The following is a 24,059-nucleotide window of genomic DNA, read 5'->3' on the forward strand; positions in this document are numbered from 1 at the left end:
GAATGCATCATTATAACAGGGGTGTGGTCGGCCTGTTGCGGTTGCAGCCGCCTTGCGCTTCGCCATTGGCGAGTCGATCCGGTTCCCCATGGCCTCGATAACCGCCGGCAGAGCCTTCATTGGGCGGATCATCACCTCGAAGTCGATCATCTCGCCTGACGCGTTGAAGGCGGTTATGTATGGGGTCACAGGATCCAATCTGGCGCATCTGTGCACGCCATTCGATCGACCATGACAGCCCATGACCGATAAGCCGAGCAAACCCGCCAAGGAAAGTGCAACTGCCCGTCAGGACAGGCTGCGCCAGGCGCTGCGTGAAAATCTCAAGCGCCGGAAGGTGCAAATGCGTGGGCGCGCCAGTCAGGCCGGCGATGCCGTCGCAGTCGAGGCGTCATCGGACGCCGATAAGATACAGGACTTCTGTTCAAGACCCGTCGATCCCGATCGGGATTGATGGCACCTGTCCGCCGCGTGAGCATGCGAGTTTAAATGTCATCAGAATCCCAGGCATCATCCAGCGCCGAGCTGCCGGCCTACGCGCCGCGGGCGGCGCTGCCGCGTCACGATCAGACTTTTCCCGTGCTGACGGCGGCGGAGATCGAGCGGATGCGCCGCTTCGGTGAGATCCGGCACTACAAGGATGGCGATTGCCTGTTCGAGACCGGCAAGCCCGGTCCCGGCATGTTCGTGGTGTTGTCCGGACATGTGACGATCACCCAGCGCGACGGTTTCGGCCGTATCACGCCGGTGGCCGATCAGTGCACTGGACAGTTCGTCGCCGAGATCGCGCAACTGTCGGGCCGCGTCGCGCTGGTTGACGGTCATGCCGAAGGCGATGTCGAGACGCTGCTGATTCCGCCGGAACGGCTGCGCGCGCTGCTGATCGCTGAAGCGGATCTGGGCGAGCGCATCATGCGTGCGCTGATCCTGCGTCGGGTGAACCTCCTGCAGGGCAGCGCTGGCGGTCCGGCTTTCATCGGCGCAGCCAATTCCAGCCATGTCATCCGCCTGCAGGGCTTCCTCTCCCGCAACGGTTATCCGCATCATCTGCTCGACCCCGCAACGGACAAGGACGCCGCCGATCTGATCGCGCGCTACACGCCGTCGCCGGAGGAGCTGCCGCTGGTGGTGGTGGCCGACGGCACGGTGCTGCGCAATCCGTCATTCTCCGAACTCGCTCGCGCGATGGGCATGATCAGCCATATCGCCAAGGGCAAGACCTATGACGTTGCCATCGTCGGCAGCGGACCTGCGGGCCTGTCCACCGCGGTGTATGGCGCGTCCGAAGGCCTGTCGATCGCGGTGTGCGATGCCAAATCATTCGGAGGACAGGCCGGCGCCAGCGCGCGGATCGAGAACTATCTCGGCTTCCCCACCGGCATCTCCGGGATGGCACTCACGGCGCGTGCTTTCAATCAGGCGCAGAAGTTCGGCGCCGATATCATGATCCCGGCGGCCGTGAAGTCGCTGGACTGTTCACGCAAGGACGGACTGTTCGCTCTTGAACTTGACGAAGGCGATGTCATGCGTGCCAAGGCCATCGTGGTGGCATCGGGCGCACGCTATCGCCGGCCGGATATCGAGCGGCTCGCCGATTTCGAAGGTCGCGGCGTCTGGTACTGGGCGTCGCCGATCGAGGCGCGGCTCTGCAGGGAGCAGGAAATCTACCTGGTCGGCGGTGGCAATTCGGCAGGTCAGGCGGCGGTGTTTCTCGCGAGCCATGCCAACAAGGTGCATATGGTGATCCGCGGCGGCGGCCTCGGCGCCAGCATGTCGCGCTATCTGATCGAGCGCATCGAGGCGACACCGAATATCGAGCTGGTCTTCAACACTGAAGTCGTGGCGCTGGAGGGGACGCAGGAAGTGGGGCTCGAACGGATCTGTACCCGTAGTCGGCTGTCCGGCGAGGAGTCCTGCGCTGACATCCGCAATCTGTTCCTGTTCGTCGGCGCCGATCCCGCCACCGAATGGCTGGCGGATTGCGGCGTCACCCTCGATCGTCATGGCTTCATCATCACCGGCATTCCCGCCAATGGCCGCAGCGTGCAGGCGCTGGAGACGTCGGTGTCCGGTGTCTTTGCGGTCGGTGATGTGCGCTCGGGTTCGGTGAAGCGTGTCGGCGGCGCGATCGGCGAGGGCGCCCAGGTGGTGGCGGCGCTGCATGGTTTTCTCGGCGATACGGCCACGCCAACCCTTTGAGCTCATAACGGGAGATCATCATGCCGAAAGGCTGCACGCATATTTCCGGCATTCGCGATGTGACACCCAGCGCACTCGGTTGCGAGGAATGCCTGAAAACGGGCAGTATGTGGGTGCACTTGCGGATCTGCCGGACCTGCGGTCACGTCGGCTGCTGCGACGAGTCCCCGAACAAGCACGCGACCAAGCATTTCCACGCCACGAAGCATCCGATTATCGAAGGCTACGATCCGCCCGAAGGCTGGGGCTGGTGCTATGTCGATGAAGTCATGTTCGATTTGTCGGATCGAAAGACTCCGCACAACGGGCCGATTCCGCGCTACTACTGAGACAATCGTCCCGACGCGGGCGACGTTTCAGTGGTGACTTCATGCACATTTTTACGATCGGACGCCGGGCTTTGTTGGGTGTGCTGCTGGCCGTCCTGGCAGCGCCGTTTCTCCCCGTATCCGCTTCAGCGCAAGCTCCGCAAAGCCGCTTCGCCACCATCAACGGCGTCAAGCTGCATTATCTCATTGCGGGCAAGGGCGATCCGATCGTGCTGCTGCATGGCTATGCCGAGACCAGCCATATGTGGCGCCCGCTGATCGCGAAACTTGCGGCCAGTCATACGGTGATCGCACCGGATCTGCGTGGCTTCGGCGATTCCGACGCGCCGGCTGATGGCTACACCAAAGCGGCGATGGCACGCGATATCCATGCGCTGGTGGCCGGCCTGAAATATCCCAAGGTGAAAATTGTCGGCCACGACATCGGTCTGATGGTCGCCTATGCCTATGCAGCGCAATATCCGAGCGAAGTCGATCGCATCGCGCTGATGGATGCCTTTTTGCCTGGTGTTGGCGACTGGACGCATGTCTGGCTGTTGCGCGACCTCTGGCACTTCCATTTCTACGGCAAGACCCCGCTCGCGCTGGTCGCGGGCCGCGAGCGCATTTACCTTGAGCACTTCTGGAATGATTTCGCTGCGGACCCGAAGAAGTCGGTGCCGGAAAAGGACCGCGTGTTTTACGCCAAGGCCTATGCGAAGCCCGGCCACATGGCAGCCGGTTTCGAGGTCTTCCGCGCTTTTGAGAAAGATGCCGCCGAGTTTGCCGAACTTGCCAAGACCAAACTGCCGATGCCGATGCTGGTTCTCTCCGGTGAGAAGGCCGGTGGGTCTTTCCTGATCGAGCAAGGGCGCCTCGTCGCCAGCAATGTGGACGGCGTTATCGTCAAAGGGGCAGGTCATTGGCTCATGGAAGAAGCCCCCGATCAGGTGATCCCGAAACTGGTTGAGTTTCTCAACAAGTAGATTTCGCGGCTCTATCGATCGAACGCAAATGTCTTGAACGAAACGACGCCTTGCACGCAAATGTATATGATGAGTGTCAGCCAAAAATCATTGGCAAGTTCCCGTGTCGCACCCTAAGATTTGAGGGGTTCTAAAGCAGGGGTGCATCATGGTTTTGGGAATGAGCTTGGCAACGTTCACGTTGCTTCATGTGGTGGTCAGCCTGATCGGCATCGTCGCGGGCCTGATCGCAATGGTCGGCCTGCTGAAGTCAAAGTCGCTGCCCGGCTGGACCGGTCTGTTTCTGCTGACGACGATCCTGACCAGCGTGACCGGCTTCTTCTTCCCGGTCGAGAAATTGCTGCCGTCGCATGTCATCGGCATCATTTCGCTGGTGCTGCTGGCGATCGCCTGCCTGGCGCTCTATGGCCAGAAGCTGGCGGGGCGCTGGCGCTGGATTTATGTGCTGACTGCGATGATCTCGCTTTATCTCAACGTGTTCGTCCTGGTGATCCAGAGCTTCCTGAAGGTCCCGCCGCTTCATGCGCTGGCACCGAGCGTGCCGCCGAGTGAGCCGCCTTTTGCGATCGTTCAGGGCATCGTGCTGGTGTTCTTCGTCGTCACGACCTTCCTTGCGATCAGGAAGTTTCGCCCGATGCCCGGCGGCTTCGCCTGATCGCCGGGCGGCGATCTCCCGCCGATAGCCGCTAGGCTTTGCCTTTTCGGGCGGGCGATTCCTGGAGGATCGCCCGTATCTCGCCGAAGGTGCGCTTCACAAGCGCCTCGGGTCTTTCGCCTGCGTCCTGCGCCAGCCAGATCTCGCCGCCGATCCGCATCGCGCCTGTCGTGATCATGGCGACCAGCCGCGCCTGCAATTGCCCGGATTTGTCTTTGGCGCGGTTGCCGAGCGCGGCAGCGATGGCGCGCTCCATCTTTTCGTATTTCACGTGGTCGCGCGCGCGCAGAGCGGGATTGCCGTGCTTCAATCGCGCAATGGCGATCGCCTCGGAGCTCTCAAGCTGCTGTGCCATCGAGAGCAAAGCATTTTCCGCGGCTAGCAGCATCGGCTCGTCCGCGGGCCTTGTGGTGATCGCGGCCACAAGGAAATCCGTGCTGGCATCCTGCCACGCCAGAACGAGGTCTTCCTTGGACGCGAAATAATGGAAGAAGCTGCGGCGCGAGATCTCTGCGGCGGCCGCAATGTCGTCCAGCGTCGTTTCCTCGAAACCGCGCTTAAGAAACAGCTCCATCGCGACCTTGGTGAGCCGCTCTCGCGTCTGCTGGCGCTTCCTTTCGCGCAGGCCGGTCGGCGGCGCAGCAGGTGCCGCAACCGTTTCCGCTTCTGTTTTCCTCGGCTTAGCCGGCATCCTGGCGGTCACAACAATCCTCGATCTGCACCTATTGCAAGTTTGCACTGAGTGCACATTTATGTCCGGCGGCCGCGCCGCGCAACGATTCTCGATCCCGGGGAGATATAAGCATGACGGACTGGAGCATCGACCATATTCCGCCCATGACCGGCAAACTGGCCGTGGTGACCGGGGCGACAGGTGGCCTCGGCTTCGAGACGGCAATGGCGCTTGCGGGAGCCGGCGCCGAAGTGGTGCTGACCGGCCGTAGCGACACCAAGGGGAGCGCTGCGATCGAGCGCATTTGCGAGCGACATCCCGACGCGATCATCAGCTATGAGCACCTCGATCTTGCCAGCCTGGACTCGGTCGCTACTTTCGCACGCCGTTTCGATGCGATGTATGCGTCGCTTGATCTGCTGATTAATAATGCCGGCGTGATGGCGCTGCCGACGCGCCAGACCACCGCCGACGGCTTCGAGATGCAGCTCGGTACCAATTATCTCGGTCACTATGCGCTCACGGCGCGTCTGCTCCCGGTGCTTCGCCGCAACAAGGCGCCGCGTGTGGTCAATCTCAGCAGTCTTGCGCATCGTTCGGGCCTCATCGATTTCGACGATCTTCAGGGCGCGACATTCTACAAGCCGTGGAAAGCCTATCAGCAGTCGAAGCTCGCGATGCTGATCTTCGCGATCGAGTTGCAGCGGCGCAGCGATGCCGCAGGCTGGGGTCTGATGAGCAATGCCGCGCATCCCGGTTTCGCGCTCACCGATCTCATTCCGAACGGCCCCGGCAGCGGTGGCTTGATGGGGCTCGGAAGCCGGTTGCTGCGTCCGCTGAGCCATTCAGCCGCCGCCGGTGCCTTGCCGACATTGTTTGCAGCCACCTCACCCGATGCGAAGCCAGCTGGCTATTACGGCCCGAACGGCGTCTACGAAATGAAGGGGCCGCCGGCTCCCGCGAAGATCATGCCGCGAGCTCAGGATGCCGCCGTCGGCGCGCGGCTGTGGGAGGTCTCAGCTGCGCTCACCGGCATGTCGTTTGATCAGGTCGCAATTGCCGCCTGATTGCGTCGCGCGATCGACTGTCAGTCATCCAAAGGAAGTCTCATGAAAGTCATTCTGTTCGGTGCGACCGGCATGGTCGGGCAAGGCGCGCTGCGCGAATGCCTGCTCGATCCCGATGTCGAAGCCGTGCTCGTGGTCAGCCGCAGTCCTACCGGGCAACGTGATGCCAAGTTGCGTGAGATCACGCATACGGATTTTTTCGATCTGTCGGCCATCGCGCCTGACCTGACGGGTTATGACGCCTGCCTGTTCTGCCTCGGCATCTCTTCACTGGGCATGAGCGAGCCGGACTATCGCCGGGTCACCTATGACATCACCCTCGCGGTCGCGAACACGCTGGTCCGGCTCAATCCCGGCATGACCTTCGTCTACGTGACCGGCCAGAGCACCGACAGCACCGAGCAGGGCAGCGTCATGTGGGCGCGGGTCAAGGGCAAGACCGAGAACGATTTGCTCAAGCTGCCGTTCAAGGCCGCTTATATGTTCCGCCCCGGCGGCATCCAACCGCTGCATGGTGTTCGTTCGAAGACTGCGTGGGTCCAGGCGATCTACACCGCGACCGCGCCGTTATGGACGCTGCTGGTCCGGGTCGCGCCAAAATACGTCACCACGACGGAGAAAGTCGGCCGCGCCATGATCCGGGTGGTTCGTAACGGCTACTCCAAGCCAATCCTCGAAACCCCGGATATCAATCAGGTCGGAGCGTAAACGGGCCGATTCGGCCCTTTCTTAGATTTGCTGCCGGCCTCATCGAAAAACCGCAAATTTCGACGCTTTTGCTTTAAAGAGGCCATCCGCCCTATAGTCGGGGCACAGCAATCAGCGGGAATCGGTATGGATCGCATTCGCATCGTCGGCGGCAGCAAACTCAATGGCACGATCCCGATTTCGGGCGCCAAAAACGCGGCGCTGCCATTGATGATCGCCGGTCTGCTGACCGACGAGACGCTGATTCTCGACAACGTGCCGCGTCTGGCCGACGTCGCGCAGTTGCAGCGCATTCTCGGCAATCACGGCGTGGACATCATGTCGGCCGGCAAGCGCCCGGGCGACCATGAATATCAGGGTCAGACCCTGCATATCTCCGCCGCCAACATCATCGATACGACAGCGCCCTACGAGCTGGTCTCGAAGATGCGCGCGTCCTTCTGGGTGATCGCGCCGCTGTTGGCGCGCATGCACGAAGCCAAGGTGTCGCTACCCGGCGGCTGCGCCATCGGCACCCGCCCGGTGGATCTCTTGATCATGGCGCTGGAGAAGCTCGGCGCAGAACTCACCATCGACGGCGGTTATGTCATCGCCAAGGCCCCCGGCGGCCTCAAGGGCGCCGAGATCGATTTCGCCAAGGTCACCGTGTCCGGCACCCATGTAGCGTTGATGGCTGCGACGCTGGCCAAGGGCACGACCGTCATCAACAATGCGGCGTGCGAGCCGGAAATCGTCGACGTCGCCGACTGCCTGAACAAGATGGGCGCGCGCATCTCCGGCGCCGGCACCCCGACGATCACGATCGAGGGCGTGGCCAAACTGAATGGCACGCGCCACACCGTGCTGCCGGATCGTATCGAGACTGGCACCTATGCCATGGCCGTGGCCATGACCGGCGGCGATGTGCAACTTTCAGGCGCACGGCCTGAATTGCTACAGTCGGCGCTCGACGTACTGGTCGAGGCCGGCGCGACGGTGACGCCGAACAACGACGGCATCCGTATCTCGCGCAACGGCGTGGGTATCAAGCCGGTGAACGTGTCGACAGCGCCATTCCCCGGCTTCCCGACAGATCTTCAGGCGCAACTCATGGCGCTGATGACGACAGCCACGGGCTCCTCGCATATCACCGAAACGATCTTCGAAAACCGTTTCATGCATGTGCAGGAGCTGGCCCGCTTCGGCGCGCGAATTCACCTCGACGGTGAAACCGCGACCATCGACGGTACGGCCAAGCTGCGCGGCGCGCCCGTGATGGCGACCGATCTGCGCGCCTCGGTCTCTCTGGTGATCGCCGGCCTCGTCGCGGAAGGCGAGACCATGGTCAACCGCATCTATCATCTCGATCGCGGCTTCGAGCGGCTCGAGGAAAAGCTGTCCGCCTGCGGCGCTACCATCGAGCGCATCAGCGGATAGGATTCTCTCAAAGGGGTCGCCGTGACGGGTCAACGCAAGCTGATTGCACTGGATGCCGACGACCTCGCGGTGATTTCCGCGCATGTTCAGGATGCGGCTGTCAATGTCGGCGACATTATCTGGCGGCAGAGCGAGAAGCGGCTCGTGGTCGGCATGAGCCGGCTCGACTGGGATCAGACGATTTCAGGGGAAGTCACGCCGCGCCGGCTGGTCTCGGCGCTGCGCTTCGACCGCGTGCTGGCCTGCAAGTCCCGCGATATCGATCTCGAAACGCCCGACATCGCGCTGGAACTGTTCGGCATCGAATTCCATGCCGCCGAGCCTCCTGGCGGTAGCGTCGTCCTGATCTTCGCCGGTGGGGGCGCACTCCGGCTGGATGTCGAGTGTCTCGAGGTCGAACTGGCCGATCTCGGCCCGGACGATCTGACCAGCGATGCCGGCACCGAGGCCTCCGGTCTGGACGCCTGATCCGCTATTCATCCTTTCCATGGCAGCACAGGGTTGACGGCCCTTTGCCGCCGCGCCATTGAGCAGGGGGCCTTGGCCGGCAAGGCCCCGCCGGAACACCAGAATGCCAATTCGTATCGATACCGCCAGCGCCGATTTCACCCAGCGCTTCAATGCCTTCCTGACCATGAAGCGCGAAGTCGCGGCTGACATCGAAGCTGCCACGCGCGCCATTGTCGACGACGTCGCCGCTCGCGGCGACGCAGCGCTGCTGGAGGCCACCCGCAAGTTCGATCGACTCGACCTCAAGGCCTCGGCTCTGCGCGTGACCCCTGCCGAGATCGATGCCGCCGTGGCCGCCTGCGACGCAGAGACCGTCGAGGCCCTGACATTCGCCCGCGATCGCATCGAGCTGTTCCACAAGCGCCAATTGCCCAAGGACGACCGCTTCACCGATGCGCTGGGCGTCGAGCTTGGCTGGCGCTGGAGCGCCATTGAAGCTGTCGGTCTCTATGTGCCCGGCGGCACCGCCGCCTATCCATCGTCGGTGCTGATGAATGCCGTGCCGGCCAGGGTCGCCGGCGTTGAGCGCGTGGTGATGGTGGTGCCGTCGCCGGACGGCAAGCTCAACCCGCTGGTGCTGGCCGCGGCGAAGCTCGGCGGCGTGTCCGAGATCTATCGCGTCGGTGGCGCGCAGGCCGTGGCCGCTTTGGCCTATGGCACCGCGACCATCGCGCCGGTGGCCAAAATCGTCGGTCCCGGCAATGCCTATGTGGCCGCTGCCAAGCGCCAGGTGTTCGGCAAGGTCGGCATCGACATGATCGCAGGTCCGTCGGAAGTGCTTGTTGTCGCCGACGACACCGCCAATGCCGACTGGATTGCCGCCGATCTGCTGGCGCAGGCGGAGCACGACGCCAATGCGCAGTCGATCCTGATCACCGACAGCGAGCGCCTTGCGGACGATGTTATACTTGCCGTCGAGGCCCAGCTCACCACACTGCCGCGCGCCGAGATCGCGCGTGCGTCGTGGGAGAGTTTCGGCGCGGTCATTCTGGTCGATAAGCTCGATGACGCCGTGCTGCTCGCCAACGCCATCGCCGCCGAGCATCTCGAAATCATGACGGCCGATCCTGAGGCGTTCTCGCTCAAGATTCGCAATGCCGGCGCCATCTTCCTCGGCGGCCATACGCCGGAAGCGATCGGCGATTATGTCGGCGGCTCGAACCACGTGCTGCCGACCGCACGCTCGGCGCGGTTCTCGTCGGGTCTCGGCGTACTTGACTTCATGAAGCGAACATCGATCCTGAAGTGCGGGCCGGATCAGCTGCGGGCGCTGGGACCGGCTGCGATGACGCTGGGCAAGGCCGAAGGCCTCGATGCTCACGCACGTTCAGTCGGATTGCGCCTCAATTTGCGATGAGTAATGCCCCTCCACCAGAGGATGACAGCAACAACCGCATCGTCGCGGTGACGCTCGATGAGGAATCGATCGGCCGTTCCGGGCCGGATATCGAGCATGAGCGCGCGATCGCGATCTACGACCTGATCGAGCAGAACCTGTTCGCGCCGGAAGGCGCACACGTCGGCCCGTTTACGCTGCATATCGGCATCACCGGCAGCCGGCTGATGTTCGACATCCGCCGCGAGGACGGCACGCCAGTCGTCGCGCACCTTCTGTCGCTGGGGCCATTCCGCCGCATTGTGAAGGACTACTTCATGATCTGCGACAGCTACTATCAGGCGATCCGCACCGCTACGCCTGACAAGATCGAGGCCATCGACATGGGCCGCCGTGGCATCCATGACGAAGGCTCGCGGACGCTGCAGGAACGATTGGCCGGCAAGGTGCGCGTCGATTTCGAAACGTCGCGGCGGCTGTTTACGTTGATCTCCGTCCTTCACTGGAAAGGCTAGTCGCTGATGGCCGCGCCGCCACGCGCGCGTACGCCGCAGGCGGTGTTGTTTGCCTGCGGCCAGAATAGCGTGCGCTCGCCGATGGCCGCCAGCCTGTTGCAGCAGATGTTTCCGCAGGCGCTGTATGTGAAATCTGCCGGGGTGAAGAAGGGCGAGCTCGATCCCTTCGCGGTGGCCGTGATGGCCGAACTCGGCCAGGACATCTCCAGGCACAAGCCCATGACCTTCGAGGAACTCGAGGATTGGGAAGGGCTCAATTTCGATCTCATCATCACGCTGTCGCCGGAGGCGCATCACAAGGCGCTGGACCTGACGCGCACCGATGCCGCCGAGGTCGAATACTGGCCGACGGTGGACCCGACGGGAACCGAAGGTAACCGCGACCAGAAACTGGCCGCCTATCGCGAGGTCTGCGATGGGCTATTGCTGCGGATCCGCAAACGTTTCGCCAAAGGAAGTGCTGCCAGCGGCTAAATACTGCGTGTGCGGTTGTCGAAGCAGGGGGCTTCCGATAGGTTCCGCGCGCATTTCCAGGATCACAGACCCCGCATGCTCGGCCGTCCCAAATTCGTTCTCGCCTCCGGTTCGCCCCGCCGTCTTAGCCTGCTCAACCAGGCCGGGATCGAGCCCGATGCGCTGCGTCCCGCCGATGTCGACGAGACCCCGAAGCGGGGCGAGTTGCCGCGCGCCTGCGCCAATCGTCTGGCCCGCGCCAAGGCGGAAGCGGCGCTCAAGTCAGTCCAGCTCGACGACGAGCTCCGCGGCTCGTTCATTCTTGCGGCCGATACCGTGGTCGCCGTCGGCCGCCGCATCCTGCCCAAGGCGGAACTGGTTGATGAGGCCTCGCAGTGCCTGCGGCTGCTGTCGGGCCGCAACCACCGCGTCTATACGGCGATCTGCATCGTCACCCCCAAGGAAAGCTTCCGGCAGCGGCTAATCGAGACCAAGGTGCGCTTCAAACGCCTTAACGAAGAAGACATCTCGACCTATATCGGCTCCGGCGAATGGCGCGGCAAAGCCGGTGGCTACGCTGTGCAGGGCATCGCCGGTTCCTTCGTGGTCAAGATGGTCGGCTCCTACACCAATATTGTCGGCCTGCCGCTCTACGAGACCGTTACGCTCCTCGGCGGTGAGGGCTTCCCGATCCGTTTCGGCTGGTTGAATGCAAGCTAAGGTGTCCAAATCCGGCGAAAAGCCGTGCCCGATCTGCGGCAAGCCCGTGCTGGAGGCCTCCAAGCCGTTCTGTTCCGAGCGCTGCCGCGACGTCGATCTCAACCGCTGGCTGTCGGGCTCCTATGCGATTCCCGGCAAACCGACGGATGACGAGGACGCCGAATAGGCTTGACGGGCATTCGCGCTGTCCAAGCCGGTCCGAAGCGGTCATTTCCCATTGTTTTGACGGGAAAATCTTCGTTCACAGAAATGCCATCGGGCGGGTGGACAGGGCCGATTTGCCTGACTATAAACCGGCGCTCCCTGGACCTGATCCGGGGCGGCGCCCAGGTAGCTCAGTTGGTAGAGCATGCGACTGAAAATCGCAGTGTCGGTGGTTCGATCCCGCCCCTGGGCACCATTTGTATGTCCCCCAGCTTCCTCCTCTGTCCGCTGATGTGCTATAAGTGCTTGAATTAGAGCGCTTTCTAGTTCGCTGACATTCGCGACCGTCCGCCGGCAGCCGGTGTTTTTGTTGGTATCGCTGTTGGTACTCCGTCGATCGTGTGTTGGTAGATTGACCGCGGGGACCAAATCGATGCCGCTTTCGGATGCCGTCTGCCGTGCCGCCAAATCCGCCACTAAGCCCTACAAAATCAGCGACGGAGGCGGGCTGCATTTGCTTGTTGAAAAGAACGGGTCGCGGCTTTGGCGACAGGCGTATCGGTTCGACGGAAAGCAGAAGCTGATCGCGCTGGGCGCCTATCCGGCGGTCGGTCTCGCCGATGCCCGCGCCGGCCGGGACGCGAACAAGGCGCTTCTGGCCAAGGGCATCGATCCGTCAGCGCAGCGCAAGTTGGATCGCAGCGCGGCGCGCATCGCGCGCAGCAATACCTTCCGGATCGTCGCGGACGAACTCATCACGAAGTTCGAAGCCGAGGGCGACGACCCAAAGACAATAGAAAAGAAAAAATGGCTTCTCGGCTTCATCAACGCCGATTTGGGCGATCGACCGATCGCCGAGATCAAGGCATCTGAATTGCTTGATGTGCTTCGAAAGATCGAGAGGCGAGGGCGATATGATACGGCCCGACGCGCCCGCAGCATTAGCGGTCGTGTCTTCAAATATGCGATCAGCACCAATCGCGCCGAGCGCGACCCATCGGCTGACTTAACGGGGGCCCTCATAGCGCCAAAGGTCAGTCACCGGGCCGCCATCACCGAGCCGAAGGCCGTCGGCGCGCTTCTCCGCGCGATCGACGACATGGACGGTCAGATCACAACACGGGCAGCGTTGCAGTTGATCGCCCTTACCTTCGTTCGGCCGGGCGAACTGCGGCACGCGGAATGGAAGGAATTCGATCTGCGGGACGCCGTCTGGAATATTCCGAAGGAAAAAATGAAGATGCCGCGGCCGCACAAGGTGCCGCTGTCTCGACAGGCGATTACGATCATCAATGACCTTCGCGAAGTCACAGGCACGTCGCCCTACTTGTTTCCGCAGATCCGCTCGTGGCATCGGCCGATTTCCGATGGGACGCTAAACGCTGCGCTTCGCCGGCTTGGGTACACGAAAGCGCAAGTGACCGCGCACGGCTTCCGGTCGACTGCGTCGACACTGCTGAACGAAAGTCGCCGCTCGGATGGCAGGCGCCGTTGGGATAGCGATGCTATCGAGCGTCAGCTAGCGCACCAAGAGGAAGACGAGGTTCGTGGTGCCTATAATGGCGCCGAATATTGGGAAGAACGCGTCCCGATGATGCAGTGGTACGCGGATTACCTGGATGACCTCCGCAAGCCCGGAACCGCTCTGTCGACCGCAAAGGCCCAGCGATCCCGATCGTCGTCAGCATCCTAGCCGTCGAGCCTATTTGAAGTTCATCGAGGCAACTGAGACGCCTGTTCGCGCGGGCAATCGATTGGTCGCATGAATTTCCGCCGTCGTTCGCCCGAGACACGCGCGCCGCGATGATCGGCACCACGAGCCCCAATGGAGAGGCCCGCAAAATGGCGAACTGGAAGACCTTCACTCGTGCTAGCGAGGCTACGAGATCAAGCTGCGCCTGCACCTGTTGCCGTTCTTCGGCGCCATGGGCCTATCGACCATCACGCCGGGCAAGGTCCAGGAATATCGGGTGCACCGGATCGCCACCTCAAAGGCGCGCAAGGCTCCCACCGACGATCCTGATGCGACTCCCCCCAAGCCTCCCGCGCGCAGCACCATCCACGATGAGATCGTGGCCCTGCGGCAGGTGATGAAGACCGCCATCCGGCACGAATGGCTGGCCCACCTGCCCGACTTCTCCCCACCTTATAAGACCTCGGGGAAGGTGGTGCATCGGCCGTGGTTCAGTCCCGAAGAATACAAGCAGCTTTATGAAACCACGCGGGCGCACGCGAAGGCGAGCCATATCCATCACCGCTGGTGCGCCGAGCAGTTGCATGATTACGTGCTGTTCTTGGCCAATACCGGGTTGAGGCCGGACGAGGCCAAGAACCTCCAGCACCGCGACGTGACCATTGTTGAGGATGAGCACAGCGGTGACCGCATCCTGGAGATCGAGGTACGCGGCAAGCGCGGCGTGGGGTATTGCAAGAGCATGCCGAGCGCGGTGCGACCCTATGAACGGCTGCTGGCGCGTCCGAAGTACGTGAAGCAGGGCAGGGCGCGGGTGAGGGCGAAGTTGCCACCTTCGACCGAGCCGCTGCAGTTGCCCAAGCCGACTGACCATGTGTTTCCGGGCAACCACATCAAGATGTTCAATGCCCTGATGGGGCGGGGCGAGTTGAAGTTGGATCGCGATGGCAACAAGCGAACTGCATACAGCCTACGGCATACCTACATCTGCATGCGGTTGATGGAAGGCGCTGATATTTATCAGATTGCGAAGAATTGCCGGACATCCGTTGAGATGATCGAGAAGTTCTATGCTGCGCACATCAAGAACCGGCTTGATGCTTCTGCCATCAACGTTCTCCGTCCCAAACCCAAGCCTCGCAAGAAGCTTAGTGAGGTCTACCAGGCGCCGGTGGATCCTGAGGCGCAGGACTTCGTCTAACCAACATAAAAAGGCCGAAATCGGCGATGGAGGCTCGTTTCTTGAAGGGCCGAGGGGCCCTTACTCTTTACGAACCGGAAGCGGTTCGCTTTTGGACTGCTTGGCAGGCTTTTTTTGTTAGACAAACAAAACGGAGTCCCTCGCCGGAGGCACTCGGTCCCGCATCCCGCCTTCGGCGGCGCTATGCTGATGCTCCTACGGGTGTCTTGTTAACCGGTCTCGGGACTTCGCACTGGTCTTTGCCGCTTTCCGCGCAAGACTGATTTGAAAGGGCGGAAAGCGGGGCGCCTACGACGCACTCCTTTGAGTTTTTGACGATGTTCAGAATACGAACGCTGAATGGCGGAAAGCCGAAGTGTACGGAAAACCGTGGGGCGGCAAGGCTGCGGGTTCGAGTCGGGTCGGTCGCACCAAACTCGACGCTGGATATCTGCCGCTTTTTGCGTCACTCGCGTAGCTTGCATCTGCGAATCGTTGTATCCTTTTACTAGATAGTGCCGCTGGCCTTCCCATGAGGGAAGCGCCCCTCCTTGCGCGGCTGAATTGCTTGAAAACCTATTTGTAGTGCCTGACCGGCCAAGGGGGCGTGATGTTCGCAGACGTAAAGGGACCTTCCTTCATTTTTTGGCCTGTCGGCTGCGGAGACAGCACAACCATTGTAATCAGCGAGTCCGAGGTGATCCAGGTGGACCTGAATGACAAGGTCATGGCTGACGAGGACGACAATGAGCACATTCCTTTAGTTGACGAACTGGTGGCAAAGCTCCCCCAGCGCGACGGAAAGCCTTACCTGTCTTGCTTCGTGCTCACACACCCGGACCAGGACCACTGCCGTGGCTTCGCAGATCTTCTGAAGAGGGTTGTGATCGGAGAGCTATGGCATAGCCCCCACATATTCCGAGAGTATGAAGACGAAGAGATCCTGTGCGACGATGCGGAAGTATTCCGCAAGGAAGCTCATCGTCGTTCGGCACAAACCATTAAGATCGGCAGCGATCCTGGTGCCGGAAATCGCGTAAGAGTTATCGGCTATAGCTCGCTGTTCGAACCTGGCGAGAAGTACCATAATCTCCCTGAGGAGTTTCACACCCGTCCCGGATCCGAGATTACCAAACTCGATGGAACGGATGCCAGCGATCGATTCCATGTCTTCATTCATGGGCCTTTCAAGGAGGGCGAAGCTGATGCGCGCAACGAGACCAGCGTAACAATGCGCGTGATTGTTGGCTCCCAAGAAAAGCCGATGTACGGGCTCTTCCTGGGAGACGTCTCCTACCCGACCCTAATGCAAACCTTCCAGCAGACGCACTATCACGACAACGATGCCATGTTGAATTGGAACGTGCTGCTTGCCCCGCATCACTGCTCGAAGAAGGTTATGTACGAAGACGATGTGCTTCAGCAGGACGCGATGGACGAACTCCGGGCGCCCCAGCTCGACATTGGTTACATCGTCGCTAGCTCGCCGGAATTCCCGGCGTCGAACTCCTCTGGCGACAATCCACCGCACGTTAAGGCAAGAAACCGCTACGAAGAGATCGTCAACACAGCCTTCTTGTGCACCGGCGAATACAGCACGTCCGATAATTTGCGGCCGATTATCTTCACTGTGAATGAAAACGGCGTGTTCCTCGACGATGACGATTACGCGGTGTCTGATAGCGCGCGGGAAACGTTGGCAGCCGCCGTGGCGGCAGCTCGTGGACGTGCGGCACCTCCAACTGCCAAAGTTGGTTTCGGCCGCGAATGAAATCCGAGGGGCAGGCTTGGGCGCTCGAGCAATTAGCCGATATTGTTCAAGCCTCCTCTGGATCGCTCGAGATCATCGCACTGGTCGAGCCGACTGCTGAAGGCGAAGCGGCATCCGTTTCGCTATCCGTGGATTGCTCGGGATACCCGCGTAAACAGGGTGGAATTCCGCTTAAAGCGCGAGAACGTCTGCTCCTCAAGATCCCGGTCAATTTTCCTCTTGAACTGCCGCGCTTGAACTTCGCGCATACGCGCTATCGCGACTTCTCGCACGTGCAATGGGGCAGCTATATTTGCCTCTATCAAGCAACCGACAGTGAATGGCAGCCGGAAGATGGGCTCTTCGGCTTCATGCAGCGCGTCGATGACTGGTTTCGAGCGGCCGCCGCGAGTGAGCTAGATCCGGCCGGAATGCCGCTACACCCGCCCGTCACCTATGCAGTTAGCAGCGTGAAGGTCGTTCCCACTCAGAATACGCCTGTGCCGGAAGCGCCCTTCTGGGCCGGGTATGCCAAGATCACGCGCGAGAACGACAACCGCATCGAACTCGGCCAGTGGATAGATCAGTCGGGCCCCATCCCTGACGGCCGGTTGGCTGCCGTTGTGCTTTTGCCGACGGGGATGCCGCACGAATATCCGGACACAGTCTCGGGGCTCCTGAAGGAGCTCAAAGCGCGTGACGTACCCGTCGAGATCATTCGCCTGATGATACAACTCGGCGTGCTCAGAAGTGATAGCGGCAAGCCGCTCATCTTCATTCTAGGTGCTGCCATGCGAGGCATTGCAGGTGGCGAACGCCTGCAGCACCTAGCTTGCTGGCGGATCGACGCGAAGCGTGTGGATGAAATGCGCGAGGCTATCATGGCTTCGACGGACGATAATCCGATTGATATAGCCGATTTCTATGTTTGGGCCGAAAAGGCCAAAATCGAATGGTGCAGCGTCCTTGAGGACCGACCCGAGATTGTTACGAGACGAGACGCTGAAAGCGCATCAGCATGGTGGGCAGGCCGCCACGTCGTCATTTTCGGTTGCGGAGCGATCGGTAGCGCTGTTGCCATGCTACTTGCCCGGGCAGGTGTCGGCAAGCTGCAACTATATGACAAGGACTCAGTCAAGCCGGGCATCTTGGTCAGGCAGGTATTTGACCGATATCAGATTGGCGCCAACAAAGCGGAGGCAACCGCCGAAAACGTCCGTTTTGCGAACCCCGCTGTTGAGGCCCTTCGGTCAGGCGCGGATGTCGTCAGGATACTGGAAATCCCCGAACGACGTGCGGACGTCCTGACTGCAGATGTGATCATCAACGCCACCGCTTCAACGATGGTCGCGACTGCGCTGGAGAGGCAATTCAGAACGTGGCCAAAAACCCATCCGCCAATTATCTCCATGGCACTGGGACACAAGGCTGACCAAGCATTGATGACGATGGCCGTGCAGGCTGCCCCCGGCATCACGCTCGACATTGATCGTCGCAGTAAAATCGCCTTGTCCAATTTAGCGCAGGGAAGGCATGTCCTTGATGAGTTTTGGCCGGTGAGTCCCGACCGGACGCGTCTATTTCAGCCCGAACCTGGGTGTTCCAGCCCCACCTTTCGCGGCTCTGCCGCTGATGTCATGGCACTGACGGCGCAGATGACAAATGTCGCGAGCCGATGGCTCGCAAATCCATTGTCCGCCGTCTCGCGTGCCCGATCCTTCGATCAGACAGGGCGGCGTACAGGTGCTGTCCGCGAGTTTGAGTTTGAGTGGCCAAACGACGTCACTCTGACGGATGGTCGAAATGGCTATCAGATCCGTGTCAGCCAAGCCGCGCTTTCGGGAATGCGCGCGTGGATGCGCCGATCAGAACGGGTCAATGGGCGGCGCGTTGAGACAGGCGGAATTCTGTTTGGCCATACCGATGAATTTCTGAAGATCATTTGGATTGATGAAATCAGCGGGCCGCCCCCGGACAGTATTCAGTCCGCTACCGCGTTTGTTTGCGGCACAGCGGGGGTTTCCGAAATGAACGCTGAGAAGACAAAGAGAACTAGGAAGTCTGTTGCCTTCGTGGGGATGTGGCACACGCATCCAGGGGGAATGCCGCTTCCTAGCGACACCGACTACGGCGCGATGGCAAAGCTCCTCTCCGGCGATGAATTCCAAGCAAAGCGATTTCTAATGGTAATCATCGGGGCCGATTCATCTCGCCCCATTATTTCGGGGACTGTCTTTGAGCGGGCCGATTACCAGTAATCGGCTGCCAGAGCAGCCGTTCATCGGGCTCGCCCTCTCCGGTGGGGGTGCTCGCGCAATGGCGTTTCATTTGGGGTGCTTGCGCGCTCTCCATGATCGAGGACTACTCGAGAAGGTGAAGGTTCTCTCCACTGTCTCAGGCGGAAGTCTAGTCGGTGCATGCTACGCGTACAGTTCGGATGATTTCGTCACGTTCGATAAGAAGCTCGTCGCACTGCTTAAAAAGGGAATTCAACGGTCGATCATCAAAGAAGCCGTATTTAGCCTTGAGTTGGGCAAGATCATCCTCACTTTAGTCGTAACCGGTATTCCGACGGCCGTACTATGGGGCTTCGCGTCTTTGTTGGCGTTGCTTCGAATCCTCACTCGCCTTCCGACACGTCGCGCCGAACGGAAGCTCGCAGCATTTTCCCAATCACTACCGATTTTGGGAAGCCTGACCACAGCATTTGAACGGTCCCTGTCGAAGCTCTTCGGCTCCAAGACAGTGCGCGATGTGTCCCGAAACGGATTACATGTTGTTATAAACGCATGTGACCTCAGAACAGGGACGGCGTTTCGGTTCGGCTCGCAAAGGTCGGGGGGCTGGCGTTACGGACAGATTGCCGGAATGGCTCCTACCGTTGCGAAAGCTGTTGCGGCATCAGCCGCGTTCCCAATCTTATTGCCGCCATTGGTGGAAACCTTCCAGTTTGCGAAAGGAGGCGGCACCCAAACGCATACTGTCGCCCTGACAGACGGCGGCGTAATTGACAATCTCGGAGTGGCCGTTCTGGAGCCGGGGAGAGATGGTGAGATTACTGATACCTATCCAGTAACTCACATCATCAGTCTCAACGCGGGGCCGGGGCAGCTTACAGGGAGCGACCGACCGTTCTGGTGGGGCGGCCGCGTTGCTAAATCCTTTGAAGCCGTACATCGCAAGTCCCAAGATCACGTTTACGCCCGTCTCCACCGCCACGTGGAGAGTGGAGAATTGAGCGGGTTTGGGATGGTCTACTTGGGCCAGCAAGACCATCGTCTGCCCCATCGACCCGCTGACCTTGTGGCTCGCGATGATGTGTATCGCTACCCGACGGACTTTTCTCCAATGTCAACGAAGGATCTCGAACTTTTGACCAGGAGAGGGGAGCAGCTCACCCACATCATCGTTGATCGTTATATGCCGCACCTTTGAAATGAGCGAAAGCCCCGCTTCGGGTTTGAAGGGCGATCCGGTGTACGAGGCGGCGATAAATGAAGACCAGATTGTATTCATGATCTCGGCAAGTCGGTCGAACTGTGACGATAGAAATGCGATCACCGCTTCCTGAAGAGGAGCACAAGAACAATAAACACAAGAAAGCCCACCAGCGAAGCACAGAGGGAAAGCATCTTGAGTAAGGTAAGTGTGCTAGCTCTCGTTGCATCGGAGACACGAATTTGGCGATGAGGCGCGAGCAAAAGTCTCAGCGTCACGTCCTCCGCGACGTCTGAAAGTCCATAAATGAAAGCGGCCATCTGGCCGATTAGAGCAACAGACTGAAGCACGGGTATGTCAATTCTCTGCGCGGCGATGTACCAGCATAGGAAGCTGAAGAGTGACAGCGAAATGGCAAATCCGATGTCGATGCACAAAACCGAGTCGCGATAGAGGTCGAGTGCCGATCTTCCAAATTTGGTGGGGTGACGGGATGCCACTTCCCTGAAGCTCACGAGATCATTGGCGCTATAGCCAAAACTGCGCTCAGGCACCTTTATGGGGGCCGCCGCTTGGTCGACAGCCGCTCTAAATCCGGAATTCCATGCATAGAAACTGACTGTGGCCGCGCCCGAAACCAGCAGTCCGATGTAAGATGCGTCTATCATCGCGGGCGAGCCCTGCCAGGTCGTGTCGTGATTCAAGAACACTACTTCGATTGCTTAATAAAGAATGCGATGCACCCCTTATTGTCATTGTAAAACCATTGGAATCTTCGCGGCAAAGCCAGAACAGCATCATTCAGGTAGAAGAATAATTCGCCGGTCACTTTCGGGGTGACGTACTCGGATATCCGCTTAACGCTTCTATCTGGATCTGGCTCAAGGAAGTCGACCTCGTTCCCTAGCGAGCCGTATCGCGCTATCGGCTGAAACCAGGGTTGAAAATAGTAACGTCGAAGTGGTGACTTGAGAATATGCCAGATCGTTTCGCCCCAAGTCAGTTGGGTGCCTGCGGGGATCCGGGGGGTGCCTGGGGGGTTGCGAAACGTCGAATAGCCTCGTGCATCGGTTGTAACATCGCCATTCCTCAGAGGCTCTACCGTCGGAATCGGACACGTTAGCCGACTGGTTGAGAAGTCCTTATGTTCTTTCGCAAGGACAACGGGATCCGGGTTCGTCCAAACGAGATACCTCTCAAGCCTGCCGATCTTGTATCCACTTGCAAAGCAAAGATCAGACGGTTCAAAGGAAATAAGGGCACCAGCCTCCGGGACGAGATTCAATTTCTCGGTAGGCTTACAGACCAATCCCGCCTGGTCTAACGCCGTAAATGCAAACCGGTTGCCGACGGTGAACGCCAGATAGATAATAAGAATAGCCGAAAGGGCGGGCCCCATGTAGTAGCGCCATGCCGTTCGCAATCCCACGAGAACCAACTCGTAGCCGTCCGGCGTTGAGCTTAGTGGGGTTGTCGGTACAAAGAGTTTTCCAGTAAACGAATTGCGCCAAAGAGAAGTCATTCGATCGTTGATCGCGGAAGCGACGCGGTTTCCCGCGAGGATTAGGAGGATAACGAGACCGCCCAAGGCAAGAAATGTTAGAGGGTACTGCGCATAGGAATTCAGCCAGTGAGACGCCCAGGATGGCAAAAATCCGGCAACTGTTCGAATGACTTCGGATAGCCATTTGACCGCATTTACCCGCTCTCCCAGTGGATCGCTTCTGCCGGTGAGGGGAAATGCTAGGAGCACTATTGTTGCGACCAGCGTAAGAAAATATAGCGCTGCTCTCGTGTAAACGAGAGGCCAAATCCAACGACGCTCGCCGTAGACCCGGCCCTTGGCTTGGTCGGAAGTTTCAAGCACCGTAGGCGATGTGGCATTTGCTGTTGACGGCAGATGGTCAATCCGGAAGCAAACTTTGCCGCTGCTGTCGATCTGTGGAGAGACTACGTCGTACTCGTGCGGGATTCCAATTGGCGCATACACGTGCGCGTTGTTTTTAATTCGTCGCAAGACCGTCTCGTGAACCTTCGGCCTATCGACGTATACCTCGTCTCCCGTGGTCCAGGAAAAGGACTGGCGGCAGAGACGTGACACCCTGCGCGGGCCATATCTGTAATAGCTGCCAGTGCCACTTCGGGAGTTATAGAGACGCCCGTCTTTATCTTGCGCCTGCTTGATCTCGGCAACGGCCGCGGGGTCCGATGTCTTAAAAGCCAAATCACAAGCGCGCGCCTCTTCCATGATCCAGTAAAGGGGGATGTGGGCCAGCGAATCGTCCGGATATCCGCCGCCGACGTTGGCATGCACGCCACAAAACCAGACCTGACTGATCCTCTCGCGCGACGTATAATGCGGAGCTTCAGTTGGAAGCGGCGGCTCGTTCCTCTCGTTCCAGAGAACCGGGTGAAAGGTTGTGCGTTCGTCATCCAAGGACAGGGCGTGACAAGCTCGAACGACATCTGGGTGAGGCGTATGGTTTGGAAGTTCGAGCGGCCATATCCATTGGCTGACACCCCGCGTCATTTCGTCGATTGGTAGGCCGTAGGCCGCGACGGTATCCCAAAGTCCAAGAAATCTGATAACCGGTTTGAGACGGTCACTCGGCACAGCAGATGTTTGACGCAAGGCCGGATTATTTCCGAACAGTTTCTTCAAGCCTTGGAAGAGTAGATACCAATTCGTGTGAAAATGTTTCTTGTGGTAGGCGCGGTATGCCTGCCGCGCCTGTCTATCGAGTTCACTATCTGAAATGTCTTTTGCAGGGATGAGCCCTTGGTCGAGGATGAGCCCTATCGTTACGCGTATTGTGAACGCGCCGCGGCTGAAACCAAAGGCGAAAATCTCGTCTTTTTTGTTATGGCAGTTGCGGCAGGCAAACTTGTAGAGAGTGATTACATTGCGCCGCAACCCAATGCCTAGCGCCCCTCCAAGCATCGCAAGCGGTTTGAACGACGACGTTCCGACGCCGTCGTCATAGCAAGCGACTTGATCGTCCTTTGTAAGGTCTAGCGCGTTGAATAAACGCCAGACGTTCGTGCGCCAAACTTGTGCGGACGAATTGCCGGTGCCGTCCGACAACAGAACAACGCGCCTGGGCATGATTCTGCTCCACTGAGGCCTATAAAAACTCTAAAGAAACGGAAGCGAGGAGGTGATAACGTTGTACTGTCCCTGTGGTGGTGGGAAAGCTGCCTTGGAGCCGACGGCGAATTCTGTCGCAGCGAGGATCGCTTGCGTTTTGTCGTCGATGTCGCCCTGCAGGTCGGTTGCGCTGGACGCGATCGACGTGCTGGCCGTTGTCGAATACGCAAAGCTCAATATGGCCTTGTCGGACGGATAAGAGCAGCCTGCAACAAGCCATCCTAGGAGCGCAGCGAGAAGCGGCGCACGAAATAAGTGCATACTCATTATACTGTCGAAGCCGAAAAGGCCCCGCCCCTGCCCAGAACTATTCTTCTCAAGCAGAGGTAGAAAGTCAAAGAGATTCTCGCCTTGGATGTCGAGGGCGCCCTGCCCATCCGTAAGAGCCGTAATACACGTCTCACTATGCAGCGAAGGCAGCTGATTGGTCTCAGAAGCGGCGCGTCTCCTGCCCCGCGTATCCAAAACCGCTTGAAATCGGCTCTCGTTGCGTCTCAGAGCATAATCCCGTTGTGGGGCTATGCCTGAGCGCGCATCCTTCACCGGGTCGGCCACGTCGACCGCCACTGAAGCCTACTATTCAACTGTGTTGCACGAATTGACCCACTGGACGGCGCCTGCGCATCGCTGCAATCGGGATCTGTCTGGACGATTTGGCAGCGAGGCCTACGCGATGGAAGAACTGGTCGCCGAGCTTGGTGCTGCATTCCTTTGCGCGGAGCTTGGGATCACCGCTGAACCGCGAGCCGACCATGCGCAATACTTGGGGCATTGGTTGAACGTCCTGAAGGCCGACAAACGGGCCGTTTTCACTGCCGCGTCGAAGGCGGCTGAGGCGGCTGCATTCCTGCGCGGCAAGCCTGAGGGGTAACCATCGGGCTCGATGCGAACGGGACATCCGCATACGCCAGCGTACAAATCGCGAGATACGCCCCATCGGGCAGGCGGCCGTTCTAGTAGTTGCCGATGGAAACTGAAAGGCTTGCGTTTCCAAATGCGCTCGACTTATAGTTGTCGCTGCTGGGTGGTCGGTTTCGGTCAAGAGACAAGGGCTCGGGCGCCGGACAATTTTTGCTGATTGCTATCTGATGACTTTTGCAGCCTGAGCGGCTGCGCAACTTGTTGTGCGTCGCGCGCGAGCTAAGCGACCATTTCGTGCG

General features: G+C 59.7%; 24 protein-coding genes and 1 tRNA gene. 21 read left to right on the forward strand and 4 right to left on the reverse strand.

All coding sequences use genetic code 11. The features are described 5' to 3' along the window. Positions 1-241: 241 nt before the first annotated feature. From CHC01_RS20665 to CHC01_RS20685, 5 genes are all read left to right on the forward strand, one after another. Complete coding sequence (locus tag CHC01_RS20665) at positions 242-454, forward strand: hypothetical protein (RefSeq protein WP_089266091.1); 213 nt, start codon at positions 242-244, stop codon at positions 452-454. A gap of 35 nt (positions 455-489) precedes the next feature. Then, entirely contained in the window at positions 490-2,199 is a 1,710-nt protein-coding gene (locus CHC01_RS20670) for an FAD-dependent oxidoreductase (RefSeq protein WP_089266092.1), read from the forward strand. A 20-nt stretch (positions 2,200-2,219) separates the two neighbouring features. Further along, entirely contained in the window at positions 2,220-2,528 is a 309-nt protein-coding gene (locus CHC01_RS20675; protein ID WP_089266093.1) for a UBP-type zinc finger domain-containing protein, read from the forward strand. Between the two features lie 41 nt (positions 2,529-2,569). After that, a complete protein-coding gene (locus tag CHC01_RS20680; RefSeq protein WP_089266094.1) occupies positions 2,570-3,493 on the forward strand; it encodes an alpha/beta fold hydrolase in 924 nt (307 codons plus the stop codon). A 148-nt stretch (positions 3,494-3,641) separates the two neighbouring features. Beyond that, a complete protein-coding gene (locus CHC01_RS20685; RefSeq protein WP_089266095.1) occupies positions 3,642-4,148 on the forward strand; it encodes a hypothetical protein in 507 nt (168 codons plus the stop codon). Between the two features lie 31 nt (positions 4,149-4,179). Here the strand turns inward: CHC01_RS20685 and CHC01_RS20690 are convergent, their stop codons facing one another. Continuing rightward, positions 4,180-4,851, reverse strand: a complete 672-nt coding sequence (locus CHC01_RS20690; RefSeq protein WP_244558447.1) for a TetR/AcrR family transcriptional regulator — start codon at positions 4,849-4,851, stop codon at positions 4,180-4,182. 101 nt (positions 4,852-4,952) lie between these two features. Here CHC01_RS20690 and CHC01_RS20695 point away from each other — a divergent pair, with 101 nt between their 5' ends. From CHC01_RS20695 to CHC01_RS20765, 15 genes are all read left to right on the forward strand, one after another. Next, positions 4,953-5,888, forward strand: a complete 936-nt coding sequence (locus CHC01_RS20695) for an SDR family oxidoreductase (RefSeq protein ID WP_089266097.1) — start codon at positions 4,953-4,955, stop codon at positions 5,886-5,888. Positions 5,889-5,930: 42 nt separating this feature from the next. Then, entirely contained in the window at positions 5,931-6,596 is a 666-nt protein-coding gene (locus tag CHC01_RS20700; protein WP_089266098.1) for a Rossmann-fold NAD(P)-binding domain-containing protein, read from the forward strand. 126 nt (positions 6,597-6,722) lie between these two features. Continuing rightward, the gene (gene murA, locus CHC01_RS20705; RefSeq protein WP_089266099.1) at positions 6,723-8,012 is read left to right on the forward strand and encodes a UDP-N-acetylglucosamine 1-carboxyvinyltransferase; all 1,290 of its coding nucleotides are present in this window, start codon (positions 6,723-6,725) and stop codon (positions 8,010-8,012) included. Between the two features lie 21 nt (positions 8,013-8,033). Beyond that, positions 8,034-8,480 carry a DUF2948 family protein gene (locus CHC01_RS20710; protein ID WP_089266100.1) on the forward strand — a complete coding sequence of 149 codons (447 nt, stop codon included), beginning with the start codon at positions 8,034-8,036 and terminating at the stop codon, positions 8,478-8,480. A gap of 103 nt (positions 8,481-8,583) precedes the next feature. Next, positions 8,584-9,879, forward strand: coding sequence for a histidinol dehydrogenase (gene hisD, locus CHC01_RS20715; protein ID WP_089266101.1), 1,296 nt, complete (start codon positions 8,584-8,586; stop codon positions 9,877-9,879). Then, entirely contained in the window at positions 9,876-10,373 is a 498-nt protein-coding gene (locus CHC01_RS20720) for a UPF0262 family protein (protein WP_089266102.1), read from the forward strand. The genes hisD and CHC01_RS20720 overlap by 4 nt, the downstream gene beginning before the upstream one ends. A 6-nt stretch (positions 10,374-10,379) precedes the next feature. Next, positions 10,380-10,847: an arsenate-mycothiol transferase ArsC gene (locus tag CHC01_RS20725; protein WP_089266103.1), complete on the forward strand. Its 468-nt coding sequence runs from the start codon at positions 10,380-10,382 to the stop codon at positions 10,845-10,847. A gap of 75 nt (positions 10,848-10,922) precedes the next feature. Continuing rightward, complete coding sequence (locus CHC01_RS20730; protein WP_089266104.1) at positions 10,923-11,546, forward strand: Maf-like protein; 624 nt, start codon at positions 10,923-10,925, stop codon at positions 11,544-11,546. A 1-nt stretch (position 11,547) separates the two neighbouring features. Next, positions 11,548-11,712, forward strand: a complete 165-nt coding sequence (gene yacG, locus CHC01_RS20735; protein WP_502695675.1) for a DNA gyrase inhibitor YacG — start codon at positions 11,548-11,550, stop codon at positions 11,710-11,712. A gap of 158 nt (positions 11,713-11,870) precedes the next feature. Further along, positions 11,871-11,946, forward strand: a tRNA-Phe gene (locus CHC01_RS20740). 177 nt (positions 11,947-12,123) lie between these two features. Next, entirely contained in the window at positions 12,124-13,383 is a 1,260-nt protein-coding gene (locus CHC01_RS20745; protein WP_089266106.1) for a tyrosine-type recombinase/integrase, read from the forward strand. A 214-nt stretch (positions 13,384-13,597) separates the two neighbouring features. Further along, positions 13,598-14,584: a site-specific integrase gene (locus tag CHC01_RS20750; protein WP_244558448.1), complete on the forward strand. Its 987-nt coding sequence runs from the start codon at positions 13,598-13,600 to the stop codon at positions 14,582-14,584. 589 nt (positions 14,585-15,173) lie between these two features. Next, positions 15,174-16,334 carry an anti-phage 6A-MBL system MBL-fold protein gene (gene mblB, locus CHC01_RS20755; protein WP_089266107.1) on the forward strand — a complete coding sequence of 387 codons (1,161 nt, stop codon included), beginning with the start codon at positions 15,174-15,176 and terminating at the stop codon, positions 16,332-16,334. Further along, entirely contained in the window at positions 16,331-18,571 is a 2,241-nt protein-coding gene (gene cap2-3, locus CHC01_RS20760) for an anti-phage 6A-MBL system cap2_3 protein (protein ID WP_089266108.1), read from the forward strand. Before mblB ends, cap2-3 begins: the two co-directional genes overlap by 4 nt. Beyond that, a complete protein-coding gene (locus CHC01_RS20765) occupies positions 18,549-19,748 on the forward strand; it encodes a patatin-like phospholipase family protein (protein WP_283805459.1) in 1,200 nt (399 codons plus the stop codon). The genes cap2-3 and CHC01_RS20765 overlap by 23 nt, the downstream gene beginning before the upstream one ends. A 122-nt stretch (positions 19,749-19,870) precedes the next feature. Here CHC01_RS20765 and CHC01_RS20770 read toward each other — a convergent pair whose 3' ends face one another. From CHC01_RS20770 to CHC01_RS20780, 3 genes are read right to left on the reverse strand one after another with little or no spacing between them, the layout of a single operon-like run. Next, positions 19,871-20,455: a hypothetical protein gene (locus CHC01_RS20770; RefSeq protein WP_141137137.1), complete on the reverse strand. Its 585-nt coding sequence runs from the start codon at positions 20,453-20,455 to the stop codon at positions 19,871-19,873. Positions 20,456-20,460: 5 nt separating this feature from the next. Next, the gene (locus tag CHC01_RS20775; RefSeq protein ID WP_089266111.1) at positions 20,461-22,857 is read right to left on the reverse strand and encodes a T6SS phospholipase effector Tle1-like catalytic domain-containing protein; all 2,397 of its coding nucleotides are present in this window, start codon (positions 22,855-22,857) and stop codon (positions 20,461-20,463) included. A 30-nt stretch (positions 22,858-22,887) separates the two neighbouring features. Next, positions 22,888-23,466, reverse strand: a complete 579-nt coding sequence (locus CHC01_RS20780) for a hypothetical protein (protein ID WP_089266112.1) — start codon at positions 23,464-23,466, stop codon at positions 22,888-22,890. Between CHC01_RS20780 and CHC01_RS32680 the strand changes: the two genes are divergently transcribed. Further along, complete coding sequence (locus tag CHC01_RS32680; protein ID WP_176454654.1) at positions 23,420-23,770, forward strand: zincin-like metallopeptidase domain-containing protein; 351 nt, start codon at positions 23,420-23,422, stop codon at positions 23,768-23,770. The genes CHC01_RS20780 and CHC01_RS32680 overlap by 47 nt on opposite strands. The last annotated feature ends 289 nt before the right edge of the window (positions 23,771-24,059 follow it).

The sequence above is a fragment of the Tardiphaga sp. OK246 genome, from assembly GCF_900188215.1.
GTDB lineage: Bacteria > Pseudomonadota > Alphaproteobacteria > Rhizobiales > Xanthobacteraceae > Tardiphaga > Tardiphaga robiniae.